This is a genomic window from Mucilaginibacter straminoryzae, from assembly GCF_022953055.1.
GTDB lineage: Bacteria > Bacteroidota > Bacteroidia > Sphingobacteriales > Sphingobacteriaceae > Mucilaginibacter > Mucilaginibacter straminoryzae.
In genome coordinates, this window is the sequence record NZ_JALJEJ010000011.1 from 127,693 (window position 1) to 142,370 (window position 14,678).

Sequence of the window (14,678 nt, forward strand, 5' to 3'; positions counted from 1 at the left end):
GCTTCTCCGCCGTTGGCGTATCGCAATGACGCCTTCATTATTTCATATTGTAGGCAGGGTAACGATGCTTTCTATCTTGTTTCCTGCCTCTTGATTCTTGTTTCTGTCAAAGACGAATTAGCTCCACAAGTTGGCAGGGTATGCACCGCTTTCTACCAGTTCAGAGATGCTTTTCTGTACAATAGGTTTATCCTCTTTATAAGTTACACCAAACCATTTTTGTGAAGTTGGGATTACTTTGAAGCTCGCGGTGCCTGATTTGATCAGTTCGTCTGCTACCAGAGGGATAAAGAATTCAGCCTTTGGATTAGTTTTGTTGGCTTCCACAAAGCGTTTGAACATATCTTCACTTTGTTTAAATACAGCCGGAGTAAAGCCCCAGAAATTCATAGAAACGCGTGCATCATTTGGCAGCGGGTGCTCTTCGCCGTTTTCTTTATACGCCACCTTACCACCTTCTGTAAAGTAAACTTCGGTGCGCTCGTTAATTTCAACCATGTTGCCGTTCTCATCAACCTTACAAACACCGCGTGATACAGAACCGTTTTCTGATAAAGTTTTATCGATCTGATAACCGATCAGCGAATATTTATCGTCAGCCACTTCGGTAGTTAAAAATTCTGCCATTTTCTGAAAGGCTTCCGGACCGTAGTAATCGTCTGCATTAATTACGCAGAAAGGCTCATCTACCTGGTTACGTGCTGCTAATACCGCATGCGCAGTTCCCCATGGTTTAGAACGCTCGATGGTTTCGTTGATACCGAAAGGCGTAAGATCATAGCTTTGGAACACATAATCCGTCTCTACACGTCCTTTTAATTTAGGCTCGAATATCGCTTTAAAGTTGTCCTGAAATTCTTCACGGATGATGAAGCTGATTTTACCGAAACCGGCGTTAATGGCATCGTATATAGAGTAATCGATGATGGTTTCGCCATTAGGGCCAAAGCCGTCAACTTGTTTCATGCTGCCGTACCGGCTGGCCATTCCTGCGGCCAAAATAAGTAATGTAGGTTTCATATGTTGTTTTTCTAAGCTAAAGCTTAATTGTTTATTAGGTGATAGAAAATTAAAGTTAAAAAGGGAAAATCCCCCTATACTATTTAAAATATTTAAAGTCCTGTCCGGCCTCTATGTTCAATAAAGTCTCATAAATCAGGCGGATCACGTTGTCCACGTCTTCTTTGTGGATCATCTCTACAGTGGTGTGCATATAACGCAGCGGAAGCGAGATCAGGGCTGATGGCACGCCATCGTTAGAATAAGCAAAGGCATCGGTATCTGTACCGGTAGAACGCGATGACGCCTGGCGCTGGAACGGAATACCTGCTTTTTGCGCAGTATCAACCAGTAGTTTGTTCAGGTTGTTTTGCACAGCCGGGGCATAGGATACTACCGGTCCGCGGCCGCATGCCAGATCACCCTGCACCACTTTGTTAATCATCGGTGTTTGGGTATCATGGGTAACATCTGTTACGATGGCTACGTTTGGTTTAATATGATGGGCGATCATCTCGGCCCCGCGCAAACCAATTTCTTCCTGCACAGCATTCACAATGTACAGTCCGAACGGAAGGGTCTTGTTATTTTCCTTTAAAAGACGGGCAACTTCGGCAATCATGAAGCCACCGGCGCGGTTGTCCAATGCGCGGCCAACATAGTACCGATCATGCAGCACCATAAACTCATCTTCGTAAGTAATCACGCAACCTACATGGATGCCCAGTTTTTCTACCTCTTCTTTAGAAGTGCAACCGCAATCCAGGAAGATGTTTTTCAGCGTAGGGGCTTCTTCTTTTTCGCCGCCCAGGCGGGTATGGATGGCAGGCCAGCCGAATACCGCTTTTACAATGCCATTATCGGTGTGGATGTTCACCCGTTTAGATGGCGCAATCTGGTGGTCTGAACCTCCGTTACGGATCACATAGATTAAACCATCGTTGGTGATATAGTTTACAAACCACGATATCTCATCGGCATGGGCTTCTATTACCACCTTATATTCTGCCTGCGGGTTAATGATACCGACAGTAGTACCGTAGGTATCTACATAATAATCGTCGATATAGGGCTTAATGTATTCCAGCCAAAGTTGCTGGCCTTTCCACTCGAAACCGGTAGGTGAGGGGTTGTTGATGTATTTCTCGAAAAAAGCTAAAGAAGTTTCGGTAACAACGGGTTGATGTTGTTTAGATTCGTTTTCTTGTTCAGGCATAGTATTTTAACACTTTACCGCATGCGCGGTTAGCAAATATAATAAAGCAGTTTTAATGAAGGATAACGGTTAAAAGATCAAAAGGTTGACTGCGGGTTGATTAATTTATAGTTTCTTTTCCATGATCTGGTAGTTAATACCTTTGCGTATGAATATATTGCCGGTAGCTGTAAAGCCATATTTGCGGTAAAAACCAAAGGCCGTATCCCTTGCGTTGCACCAGATGCGGGTGCCGCCCTCTGCACGGGCATAATCGGTAACGTAAGTTAACAGCGCTTCGCCGATCTTCTGCCCCTGCATATCTGCCCTTACGGCAAATTTCCGGAACTGGAAATCCTGCCCTTGTCTGAAAAGCGAAACCACGGCCACCAACTGGTTATCCCTGAAGGCACCAAAGTGCATCCCATGGCTATCCTCTTCCATTTCCATCTGGTGTACCATTTCGTTCGGGTACAACTCGTCGCGACGCAAACGCCAGGTTAGCTCAGGGGTGATTTGTTCGATGTGGATGTTGTTCATGAATTAAGAGCCAAGATACGAGTAGTTGCAAACAAGAGTCAAGATACACAAGAATCAAGAGAATATTCGCGGACATTGAATGACAGTTTGCTCAGTTTTCATAGTCATCACTTGCTGCAAGCGAGCGACTGCTTAGAGACTTCCTACTGTTACCCCTCCCCAACCCTCCCGATGGAGGGAATGTTTCTTATGTTAGCTATTGATTCTTGGCTCTTGTTTCTTGCCTCTCTTACAACGGTATATTCCCGTGCTTTTTACGCGGGCTGTTCACCACCTTATTCTCCAGCATTTTAAACGCATTGATCAATTTCTTACGGGTTTCTGATGGTTCTATCACTTCGTCTATAAAGCCGCGTTCGGCAGCACGGTAAGGATTGGCAAACTTGTCAGAGTAGAGCTGTTCCATTTCGCGCCACTTCGCTTCAGGGTCTGCCGCACTGCTGATCTCGCGCTTAAAGATAATCTCCGCGGCCCCTTTGGCCCCCATCACAGCAATTTCGGCAGAAGGCCAGGCAAAGTTCATGTCAGCACCAATGTGTTTAGAGTTCATCACGTCGTAAGCACCACCGTAGGCTTTTCGGGTTATGACGGTAACGCGCGGAACAGTAGCTTCACAGAAGGCATAAAGCAGCTTTGCACCGTTGGTAATAATAGCGTTCCACTCCTGGTCTGTCCCCGGTAAAAAGCCAGGCACATCTTCAAATACCAGCAGGGGAATGTTAAAGCTATCGCAGAAACGGACAAAGCGTGCGCCTTTGGTGGATGAATGTATATCAAGCACGCCGGCCAGGTAAGCAGGCTGATTAGCCACAATGCCAATGCTGCGACCGGCGATACGCCCAAAGCCCACCACCAAGTTAGGGGCAAAATCTTTATGCACTTCCAAAAAAGAGCCCTCGTCTATAATAGTTTCAATTACTTCGCGCATGTCATACGGTTGCGAGGCGTTCTCTGGCAGCAGGTTGTTTAGCGCTGGCCTGCTTTCGTCCTTAGCCTCATAAGGCAGGGCAGGGGCGGTTTCTTCACAGTTCTGCGGCATATAGCTCAGCAGTTTTTTAATATGCTGAATAGCTTCAATTTCATTGGCACACGCAAAATGCGTTACGCCCGATTTGGTGGCATGCGTATTGGCGCCGCCCAGTTCTTCGGAGCTTACCTCTTCATGTGTTACGGTTTTCACCACGTTAGGGCCGGTGACGAACATGTACGAGGTATTTTCCACCATCAGGATAAAATCGGTGATCGCAGGCGAATAAACAGCGCCACCCGCACACGGGCCCATAATGGCAGAGATCTGCGGTACTACACCGGATGCCAGGGTATTGCGGTAAAAAATATCAGCATAACCGCCTAATGATACCACCCCTTCCTGTATACGCGCACCACCAGAATCATTCAACCCAATCAGCGGGACGCCGTTTTGCAGGGCAAGGTCCATAATCTTACAGATCTTTTCTGCATGGGTTTCCGAGAGCGATCCGCCGAACACGGTAAAGTCCTGCGAAAAAACATAAACCGGGCGCCCATTAATAGTACCGTAACCGGTAATTACACCATCGCCGGGGTATTGTTCCTTTTCCATCCCGAAATCGGTAGAACGGTGTACCACCAGCATGCCTATTTCCTGGAAAGAACCTTCGTCTACCAGGAAATGCAGCCTTTCGCGGGCGGTTAATTTTCCTTTTTTATGCTGGCTGTCCACGCGGGCTTGTCCGCCTGCGGCGATAGCTTGTTCGCGTTTTTGCTTCAGGATTTCAATCTTCTTATCCACGGTAGTCTATTGGTTTGGGCTTAAAAGTAGCGATTGTATAATGATAATTGCAAAAATTAAAAGGCTGCAAACCAATAAGCAAAGCGCCTGTTAAGGTTATCTGGTTGTAAAAAAGCTCAACTAAACGTTAAAAGCTAAGATTGCTTTGTTATATTTGCTCAAAGTGAAACTGCGAAACTTAAAAATATGGATCTGCATGCTGTTTATGGGCATCTTTGTTGTGAAGATGCTGATATCGGTAGCGCCCGCATTTTTATGTCTGAACAGTAAGACCGTCCACGCTGCTATTATGCAGTTGGAGCAAGAGACCAAGAACGAAAAGGAAGATCCGGATAAGGATGCCTTTAAAGAGAAAAAGTCTTTTGACGAAGATTTGTACTGCTTTGACTTTGAGCACGTGCATTTTACGCAGGAGATCAACAGGCTCCATAACCTCGAAAAGTCGCTGTATCAACAGGTATATCATCCTGTAGTACCTACCCCGCCTCCCAACGCATAATTTTATTTATCGCCAGGCTGATGTCGTGGCGATGAATTGCTGACGCATAACCGGGCGGTTTTATTCGCTTTGTTATCGGTTGCGCTTGTACAGTTATGCTGTTAAAGCGACTATCCGGGCTATACCCTTCAGCAATTCCATCCATTATGAAGTATCCGTCGCGGATACGGAGAATCCAATTTTTTAATTATTAACTGGTACTACCAATAAGTTCCATTACTGAATAGCTTGGACTTAAACGGGTATCAGAAAGCAAAACGGACCAAAGCTGTCCGGAAATAAATGAATCAGATCATCAAATCTCAAGATAACACTACCGTGGAAAATCAACATCATCAATACGAACAAGATAGCTATCAATCACTGATTGACGGAAATATAAACTGGGTGAATAACCGGGTGAAAGAAGACCCTGAGTTTTTTACCCGTCTGGCAAAAGGCCAAAGCCCCGAAGTGTTGTGGATCGGCTGTTCGGACAGCCGCGTACCGGCGAATGAAGTAACAGGCACGCAACCAGGCGAAATTTTTGTTCATCGTAACATTGCCAACATGTGTGTGCATACGGATATGAACATGCTTTCGGTACTGGACTATGCCGTTAACGTATTAAAAGTAAAACATGTAATTGTAGCCGGCCATTACGGCTGCGGCGGGGTAGCCGCTGCGCTAACGAATAAACAATTTGGTCTGATAGATAACTGGCTGCGGAACATTAAAGATGTATACCGTCTGCACAGCCACGAATTAGACCGTATTACGGATGAAAAAGCAAAAGTGAACCGTTTAGTAGAACTTAACGTTACTGAACAGGTTTACAATCTATGTAAAACCACCATTGTACAGAACGCCTGGAATGACGGCCGCGAATTAAGCGTGCATGGCTGGATAATAGACCTTAGTTCTGGCCTGGTGAAAGATTTAAAAGTGAGCAGCAATGCCGCACATCATTTAGGATATGTTTACCAGGTAGAGGAACTACAAGTTGTTGAAACGCATTAAGGGGTACCTTAATACTTTTAGTTGAGTTGATCGCTCCCGGCTCGGGTAGCCGGGGGCTTTTTTTGAAAACATTCGTTTAAATTAATCTATGCTACGAAAAGCAAAGAACGACAGATCGCTGCGGGAGAACCTGATGCTGGCCTCTTCCACTGCATTTGTTTCAGGGGGGATAAACGTTGCCAGTATTATTGCATTTCTGGCCTTTACCACCAATGTTACCGGCCATGTAGCTAAACTGGCCCATCACGTGGTAGAGCAGAATATAAGGGAACTGGTATTGTTTGTGGTATGGTTGCTGCTGTTCTTTTTAGGGGCCTTTACCGCAAATTTTATTATACGCTCGCTGGAGCGGAAGAGCTTATACCGGGCGCATACTACGCCGGTTTTTATTGAGGTGGTACTGCTGGTGCTTATTGCTATTTATGGCGATAATTTCTATAATGATTCGCAGACGGAGCGCGAAATTTTGATAGGCACTCTACTGTTTACCATGGGTTTGCAGAACAGCATGGTTTCCACTGTTTCCGGCGGTTTGGTTAAAACCAGCCACCTTACCGGCTTGTTTACAGACCTTGGTGGAGAAGTATCCGAATATTTTCATCCAAACGTATCAGGCAAGGATGTCACAAAAAATAAAATCTATATTCGCCTCACCATTCTTACCTTTTATATTACAGGTGGAGTGATTGGCGGTTATTTTTTCAACCGTTACAATTTTGCAATGTTTTACATTTTTCCGGTAATATTGCTAACGATCATTTACTATGACTTATCGCCGATTGCGTTGCACAAACTGGAACGATTTTTCTGGCGATCGAAAAACATTAATGCTTAAAAATTATGTGCGCTAAAACCACAAAGTACCATACACACGACATCAGCTACGATGCGTTATTAAACGGCAACAAACAGTTTGTAGCCGATACACTGAAAGAAGACCCGGATTATTTTACGAAGCTTGCATCTGGGCAGCAGCCGCCCGTTTTATGGATCGGTTGTGCAGATAGCCGCGTGCCTGCTAATCAGATCACCAATACTAACCCGGGCGAGATATTTGTTCACCGGAATATCGCCAACATGGTGATCCACTCAGATATGAACATGCTGTCTGTACTTGACTATGCCGTTAACGTGCTGAAAGTAAAACACGTGATTGTGACCGGGCATTATGGTTGCGGTGGCGTAATTGCCGCTATGAGCCATAAACAGTTCGGGCTGATTGATAACTGGCTCCGCCACATCAAAGATGTGTACCGTTTGCATTCGTCCGAATTAGATGCCATTGAAAACGAAGAACAACGGGCAGACCGCCTGGTAGAACTGAACGTGGTGGAGAATGTATACAACCTTTGCAAAACCTCTATCGTTCAAAACGCCTGGAAAAACGAACAGACGTTAAGTGTACACGGTTGGGTATACTCGCTGAAAACAGGTTTCATTAAAGACCTGAAAGTTAGCCGCACTAATGGCGATGACATCAGCGGTGTATTTAAGTTTGAATAGCACTATTGGAGAAGCCAGAAATAAGAGGCCAGAAACAAGATTCAAGATTGTCTTTGCGAGCTGCGATAGCAGCGCGGCAATCTTCTGAATTAGATTATGCAAGATAAATCAGCGATGCTCTGATATTAACAAAAAGGCGCGCCATCTGGCGCGCCTTTACAATATATTTCCTAAAAACTAAACCTCTTTATTCAAAAACGGGTAGCGGTAATCTTTCGGCGGATCAAAGGTTTCTTTGATCGTACGCGGAGATACCCAGCGTAACAGGTTTAACATAGAACCGGCTTTATCATTCGTGCCGGAACCGCGGGCGCCGCCGAATGGCTGCTGACCCACTACTGCACCTGTCGGTTTGTCGTTCACGTAGAAGTTACCAGCGGCATTACGTAAGCCATGCGTTGCTTTGCTAACCGCATAACGGTCCTGCGCGATGATAGAACCCGTCAGCGCGTATTTACCGGTCTTCTCGATAATTTCCAGCATCTTATCAAACTCCTGGTCTTCATACACATAAACGGTTAATACCGGGCCGAAGAGTTCTTCGCACATGGTTACATAAAACGGATCCTGTACACGCAGAACAGTCGGCGTGATGAACCATCCCTGGCTTTTATCATAAGTACCGCCCGAAACAACTTCAACATCAGGATCAGCCATGGCGTTATCAATATACTTCGCCAGTTTATCAAAAGAACGCTCGTCGATCACCGCGTTGATAAAGTTCTCGAAGTCTTCAACCGGACCAACTTTAAAAGTAGCCATTTCGGCAACAAGTTTTTCCTGCAAGGCAGGCCACAGCGACTGCGGAATGTATGCCCTTGACGCAGCGGAACATTTCTGTCCCTGGTATTCAAAAGCGCCGCGCAGCAAAGCAACGTTCAGTACGTCTATATCGGCACTCGGGTGGGCCAGCACAAAGTCTTTACCACCGGTTTCGCCGACAATGCGCGGGTATGATTTATACAAATGGATATTTTCGCCGATGGTCTTCCAAAGGTTCTGGAAAACGCCGGTAGAGCCGGTGAAATGCAAACCTGCAAACTCGGGGTGACGGAAAATTACATCACCTGCAACCGGGCCGTCGGTGTAGATCAGGTTAACTACGCCCGCAGGTAAACCGGCTTCCAGGAACACCTGCATAATTACATTAGCGGCATAGATCTGCGTTGGCGCAGGTTTCCAAACCACTACGTTACCCATTAACGCTGGCGCAGCACAAAGGTTTCCGGCAATAGCGGTAAAGTTAAAAGGCGTAATAGCGAACACGAAACCTTCTAACGGACGGTACTCTAACCGGTTCCAGATACCTTTGGCGCTTTGTGGCTGCTGCTGGTAAATCTCGGTCATGAAATGCACGTTGAACCGCAGGAAATCTATCAGTTCACAGGCCGAATCTATTTCTGCCTGGTAGGCATTTTTGCTTTGGCCAAGCATGGTCGCCGCGTTGATCCTGGCGCGGTAAGGACCGGCGATCAGGTCTGCCGCTTTCAGGAATATGGCAGCGCGATCTTCCCATGCCAGGTTTTCCCAGGCATCCTTTGCAGCTAAGGCAGCAGTAATTGCCGCCTCAACGTGGCTCGCATCACCTTCGTGATAAGTGGCCAGCACGTGCTTATGGTCATGTGGGGGGCGTATTTCAAACGTTTTACCTGTGCGTACCTGTTCGTTGCCGATGTACATAGGTATGTCAAGTTGCTGACTGCGTGCTTCGGTAAGAGCGGCCTTCAGTGCGGCACGTTCTACACTACGCGGGCCGTAATTTAATACGGGTTCGTTAACGGGCGCAGGCACATTAAAAAATCCTTTTAGCATAGCTGATATTTTGGTTGGTGCAAAGATAAGCTTAAAGCAGTCGTAATGTGTGGCTCCTGCGTAAATTTGATAGTGTGCTGTAAGTTACGCGAGGTGCTGCTGGTTCATGGCGGAAGGACTTAAAATTCCCGCTCCTTTGGAGAGAGGGCTAGTGAGAGGCCTGTGTAACAAATGTAGTTACAAATGAGAATTTTACAGCTTTACGAGGATCTGCCTGTAACATTTAAATACTTTCGCCCTCTAATTCAAAAAATCATTATTTAATGAAACGTATAGTTTTACTTTTTGCAATTTTTTGTTCTGTAATTTCGGCGAAGGCGCAGATGGGACTGGGCGGCGGTTCTACCGTTACGGGCCGTATTTCCGGAACAGTTATAGATTCTATTTCAGGCAAGCCGCTTGACTATGCCACCGTTAGCTTAATGCGCAGCGGCGGCAAAGTGCCTCTTAACGGCGTGTTGACCGACGGAAAGGGATCATTCAAAATTGATAACATTAAACCAGGTAATTATAAGCTACTGATCACTTACATTGGTTATCCCACCAAAACCATTGATCCGGTAACGACTACCCCTTCTAAACCAGATAAAAACGTAGGTACAGTTATTGTAGCGCCAAGTGCTAAATCTTTAAAAGAGGTGGTAATAGCAGGACAAGCGCCTGTTGTTGAGAACAAGATTGACAAAATCGTTTACAACGCAGAGAAAGACCTGACAAGCACCGGCGGTAATGCAACAGACGTTTTGCGTAAAGTGCCTTTGGTTTCTGTTGATATTGACGGTAATCCTTCGCTTCGTGGTGACCAGAACGTACGCGTTTTAATTAACGGTAAACCTTCAGGGGCATTATCAACCAGCCTGGCTGATGTATTGAAAACTATCCCTGCAGACCAGATCAAGAACATCGAGGTAATTACTTCACCGTCTGCTAAATATGATGCAGAAGGTTCTGGTGGTATCATCAACATCATCACCAAAAGCCGCGACGTTTCTGGCCTTAACGGTTCTGTTTCCGGCGGTATTGGTACACGCCAGAACAATGGTAACGTTAATCTTAACTACAAACACAACCGTTTTGCTTTAAGCGGTAACGTAGGTACCAACTTTGCGTGGCCGCAAACTGCGCTGGTAGATTTTAACAGTACCATCGGTTCCCTGGTTCGTACACAGGAAGCCACTTCAAAAACCAAACGCCAGGGCGTGATCGGTTCTGTTAACGGCAGTTATGACTTTAACGAATATAACAGCATTACCAGTAGTTTAAGATTAAACAGCGGCGGTATGCGTAACGATGGTACTTCTATCAATACCAACACCAGTTTTACCCCGGCTACTTATAACAGCACCAACTATTCAAAAGCGCAATTTGGCGGTTTTGACTGGAACGCGGGTTATACCCACAAGTTTAAAAAGAAAGACGAGCAATTGGATATTGCCGGTCAGTGGAGCCATAGCACCATCAACCAGGATTATAACACCATGTTTTATAATGTAGCAGCAGCTAACGTTAGCAAAACACCTAACCAGATGGGCAGCAACGATGGTAAAAACGACGAGTATACCATCCAGGCAGATTATGCTTTGCCTGTTACCGACAAATTTAAGATCGAGACTGGTGGTAAAGGTATCTTCCGTAAACTGAGCAGTAATTCTGATGTGTTCAGACAGCCGGGCAATACAGGTCCCTTCCTGCCGAACGATACGGCTTCTTACCTGTATGATTATAACCAGAATGTATATGCAGGTTACACCGTGTTAAGCTATACGCTGCCTAAAGGTTACTCTATCCAGGCAGGTGCCCGTGTAGAGAATACCGATATTAAAGGTAACCCACAGAACAGCATACAAAATAGCCTGACACCGTTTACCAACTCTTACACCACGTTTGTGCCAAGCTTTATTATTTCTAAAAGCCTTACTGCAACACAAACTTTAAAGTTGACTTATAACAAACGTATCCAGCGCCCAAGCCTGCAGTTCCTGAATCCGTTCATTAACCGTGCAAACCAGGATAACCAGACCCAGGGTAACCCTAACCTGGCGCCGGAAGTAACTCAGAGTGTAGAGTTAGGCTATACTACCTTTATCGGCAGCTCGGTGATCAACCTGTCTACTTACTACCGTTATACTGATGGCCTGATCGAAGGTATTATTTCAACCATACAGGATCCGGATCAGCAAAACCGTACTGTAACCCGTACCACTTACCGTAACATCGGTACCAATAAATCAGTAGGTGCAAGTTTCTTCGGTTCTGTTAACCCGATCAAGATTTTAACTATCCGCGGTAGTATCAACGGTTATACCTACCACCCTACAACTACCAATGCTGCCCTGGCCGCTCAGCAAAGCAGTACCGGTACATACTTTAACTACAATGCCTTCTTAAGCGCCAGTTTAACTTTGCCTAAAGGTTTGGCTGTTGAAGGTTTTGGAGTATTCAACTCGCCTCGCCGTACCATCCAGGGTACTAACCCGGCATTCAACCTGTTTGGTTTTGGGTTGAAGAAAGAGGTAATTGCCAAAAAACTGACATTAGGTTTGAATGCCCTGTCTCCATTCCAGAAATACCTGCACCTGGATACCAAAACAGCTGGTCAGAACTTCTCACAAACACAGAATATTTCTTATCCGCTACGCTCGTTCGGCGTATCATTTACCTATAACTTCGGTAAGATTACTTACGGACAGCAGAACCAGAAAAAGGTGATCAATAATGACGACTTGAAACAAGGCGATCAGAATGGTGGCATGGGCGGTGGCGCTGGTGCAGGCACTGGCGGTCCAAGCGGCGGCAGATAATATTAACGGGGCTTCAAGCTAAAACCTTATTCCAAGCCATCCCTTCAAAAAAGGGGTGGCTTTTCTATTTTAATCCAGTGCAGTGGTGTCGATACCGATTCTTTTTAGCAGTAGTAACGCGTTAAAGGTTTTGCATTCGCCGGGCTTTAATTTGTAATCAAACAGCATTTCATCATCTTTTACCTCGATGTCGAAATAGAAATTGCGGACATAGCCCGGATATTTTTGCTCCAGTTGGGCCAATTGCAAATCGTGCGTGGCAACAAGGCCAACACCCTGATGGCTGATCAGGTTTTCTATCACTGCTTTGGAACCAAGGTATTTGTCGGTCGAGTTGGTGCCGCGCAGCATTTCATCTACCAGGAAAAATATTTTTTCGTCGCCCTGTACGGCATTCAACAGCATCTGCAGCCGGTCAAGCTCTGCTTTAAATGTAGAGGTACTTTCATTTAAAGAATCTTTGATGCGCATATAAGTGAAGAGGCTGATCACTGAAACTTCCATCTCTGCAGCACAAGCCGGTGCGCCGGCTAATGCCAATACGGTATTAATGCCGAGAGTCCGCAAGAACGTACTTTTCCCGGCCATATTCGAACCGGTAATGATATCAATGCCAAAGGTATCCGCCATCAGGTAATCGTTGGCAACCCTGGTGGTTTCGTCTATCAGCGGGTGGGCGATTGCCGCGGCAGTCAGCGTATATCCGTTTCCGACGGCTATTTGGGGGAAACACCACTCAGGGTAGTTGATGTGTAGACTGGTCAGGCTTATTAATGCTTCGAACTCGCTCACCACCTCGAAAGCCTTTTCAAAATCGTGCTGGTATTGTCGTTTCCAGTTTTCGATGGCAATGATCTGGCGGATGTCCCACAATAAAAAAGCGTTCAGGAAAAAGCCGACCAGCATATTCAATCGGTAGTTGAACTTGTCAATAAGCCGGTACAATTGCTTTATCTTGGCAGAAGTGGTTAAGCCATGCCCCGAGCTTACTTCTTCAGAAAGCTGTTTGTTCAGCGGGGCGCCCCAGGGTTCGTTTTCTATCCGCTCAAATACAGCAGCATAGTTATTTAAGGTCTCCGCCATTTTATCTGAAGACAGGCTTACCTGCTGTATAAATTTTATACGTGAGCCTACCAGGGCCACATTACCCAACCCTACAAGCGCCACTACTGATCCTAATGGATAGAAGAACGACAAGCCAATCAGCCCGAGCATCACCAGTGGTGCAACTTTACTGTAGACCGTGAGCCATTTTTCTCCGGGTAGGTTCAGCGGAGTTTGCAGGTACCGCAGAAATTGCTTTAACTGGTCTGTTTGTTCGTTTTTATTAAAGAGCAGCAAAGCTTGAACGTCCAGCTTCCAGTCGTTTTTAGCGGCCAATTCTTTAATCGCATCCTGCCGGGCAATAATCGTATCGCGGTCGGCGGCTTTTTGAAGCCATGCGGAAAGGGTTTGGTTACCGCGGTAGGTGGCAGCCCGGTTAACTAACTGATAAAGCGAGCGCGAACCAAAAATATCCAGATCCGAAGTATAGAAGTGCTTTTCATCATAAAACTGGCTTCCGTTTGAATAGATGTTACCGCGGTTAGCCATACTGTCCACCTCGTTCATATTAACCGCTTTCAGCGCGGCGAAATATTTCTTTTGCTGCTCAAATAGGCTTTGCTTCTTCACCAGCCAGGCGAACGCAAGGCCGAGTACGACGAAGCTTAGGGCGAAAAAGAGCAGGTCGCCCCATTTTACAGCATAGTACACAGAAGCCAGCAGCAACAGGAAATCAATAAGCCGAAACACCGAATAAAGATTAACCTGGCGTTCATACTTGTTAAACTGTTGGCTCGCTTCGGCAGCGTTGGACTGGTACTGATCGATGATTTTTTCTTGCATGGCAGAGGTTGGGCACAAATTAAAGTATTTGCGTTAATCATTTATCCGTTTCGCGTTAATTTGCATTATGAAAGTAACGCTGCTTACGGTTGGTAAAACGGAAGACAACTACCTGAAGGAAGGGATTGAAAAGTACCTGAAAAGGCTTAAACATTATGTGAAGGTAGAAGTGGTGGAATTGCCCGAACTTAAAAATACCAAGGCCTTGTCAGAAGATCAGCAGAAAAGTAAAGAAGCAGAGCTGATTCTAAAAAAGGTGACGGTAACCGACTTCCTGGTGCTGCTGGATGAAAAAGGCCTGGAGCTGACTTCGCCGCAGTTTGCCGCTTACCTGGATAAAAAAGCATTGGGTTCTGTGCAGCATGTGGTGTTTGTGATTGGCGGCCCTTACGGTTTTGATGACGAGGTTTATCGTAGAGCGAATGATAAACTATCGCTTTCGCGGATGACGTTCTCGCATCAGATGGTACGCCTGTTTTTTGTAGAGCAATTGTACCGCGCGTATACGATTATAAAAGGCGAGCCCTATCATCATCAATAACAATAAATGTGTAATAGCCACAACTTGATCTGACAGTTGGTAGGTTTTAAAAGTTGTCAGATGGGTTCTGTGAATATAGCTTATTTTGTGCAAACCCGGCTGACGCAGCTTTTATCTCATCACTTTGTGGG

General features: G+C 45.8%; 12 protein-coding genes. 6 read left to right on the forward strand and 6 right to left on the reverse strand.

Features of this window, described 5'->3' with window-relative positions; all coding sequences use genetic code 11:
- Window positions 1-117: 117 nt before the first annotated feature.
- The 4 genes from MUY27_RS18480 to MUY27_RS18495 form a co-directional block, all read right to left on the reverse strand.
- Window positions 118-1,020 carry a nucleotidyltransferase family protein gene (locus MUY27_RS18480; RefSeq protein WP_245132554.1) on the reverse strand — a complete coding sequence of 301 codons (903 nt, stop codon included), beginning with the start codon at window positions 1,018-1,020 and terminating at the stop codon, window positions 118-120.
- A gap of 79 nt (window positions 1,021-1,099) precedes the next feature.
- Window positions 1,100-2,215 (reverse strand): M42 family metallopeptidase, encoded by a 1,116-nt coding sequence (locus tag MUY27_RS18485; protein ID WP_245132556.1) that lies wholly within the window; start codon window positions 2,213-2,215, stop codon window positions 1,100-1,102.
- A gap of 105 nt (window positions 2,216-2,320) precedes the next feature.
- Window positions 2,321-2,734, reverse strand: a complete 414-nt coding sequence (locus MUY27_RS18490; protein WP_245132557.1) for a GNAT family N-acetyltransferase — start codon at window positions 2,732-2,734, stop codon at window positions 2,321-2,323.
- Window positions 2,735-2,963: 229 nt separating this feature from the next.
- Complete coding sequence (locus MUY27_RS18495) at window positions 2,964-4,505, reverse strand: acyl-CoA carboxylase subunit beta (RefSeq protein WP_245132559.1); 1,542 nt, start codon at window positions 4,503-4,505, stop codon at window positions 2,964-2,966.
- 163 nt (window positions 4,506-4,668) lie between these two features.
- On the opposite strand from MUY27_RS18495, the gene MUY27_RS18500 reads away from it, so the two are divergent.
- From MUY27_RS18500 to can (MUY27_RS18515), 4 genes are all read left to right on the forward strand, one after another.
- Window positions 4,669-5,004 (forward strand): hypothetical protein, encoded by a 336-nt coding sequence (locus tag MUY27_RS18500; RefSeq protein WP_245132561.1) that lies wholly within the window; start codon window positions 4,669-4,671, stop codon window positions 5,002-5,004.
- A 282-nt stretch (window positions 5,005-5,286) separates the two neighbouring features.
- Entirely contained in the window at window positions 5,287-6,003 is a 717-nt protein-coding gene (gene can, locus MUY27_RS18505) for a carbonate dehydratase (protein WP_245132563.1), read from the forward strand.
- Window positions 6,004-6,091: 88 nt separating this feature from the next.
- Window positions 6,092-6,838 (forward strand): YoaK family protein, encoded by a 747-nt coding sequence (locus tag MUY27_RS18510; protein ID WP_245132565.1) that lies wholly within the window; start codon window positions 6,092-6,094, stop codon window positions 6,836-6,838.
- A 5-nt stretch (window positions 6,839-6,843) separates the two neighbouring features.
- Window positions 6,844-7,506, forward strand: a complete 663-nt coding sequence (gene can, locus MUY27_RS18515; RefSeq protein WP_245132567.1) for a carbonate dehydratase — start codon at window positions 6,844-6,846, stop codon at window positions 7,504-7,506.
- Window positions 7,507-7,683: 177 nt separating this feature from the next.
- On the opposite strand, the gene pruA is transcribed toward can (MUY27_RS18515), so the two are convergent.
- Complete coding sequence (pruA, locus tag MUY27_RS18520) at window positions 7,684-9,318, reverse strand: L-glutamate gamma-semialdehyde dehydrogenase (protein WP_245132569.1); 1,635 nt, start codon at window positions 9,316-9,318, stop codon at window positions 7,684-7,686.
- 263 nt (window positions 9,319-9,581) lie between these two features.
- Here pruA and MUY27_RS18525 point away from each other — a divergent pair, with 263 nt between their 5' ends.
- Entirely contained in the window at window positions 9,582-12,119 is a 2,538-nt protein-coding gene (locus MUY27_RS18525) for a TonB-dependent receptor (protein WP_245132571.1), read from the forward strand.
- Between the two features lie 69 nt (window positions 12,120-12,188).
- Here the strand turns inward: MUY27_RS18525 and MUY27_RS18530 are convergent, their stop codons facing one another.
- On the reverse strand, window positions 12,189-14,006 hold the full coding sequence (locus MUY27_RS18530; protein WP_245132573.1) for a MutS-related protein: 1,818 nt from the start codon (window positions 14,004-14,006) through the stop codon (window positions 12,189-12,191).
- A 67-nt stretch (window positions 14,007-14,073) separates the two neighbouring features.
- Between MUY27_RS18530 and rlmH the strand changes: the two genes are divergently transcribed.
- Window positions 14,074-14,547 (forward strand): 23S rRNA (pseudouridine(1915)-N(3))-methyltransferase RlmH, encoded by a 474-nt coding sequence (gene rlmH / locus MUY27_RS18535; protein ID WP_245132575.1) that lies wholly within the window; start codon window positions 14,074-14,076, stop codon window positions 14,545-14,547.
- Window positions 14,548-14,678 lie beyond the last annotated feature (131 nt).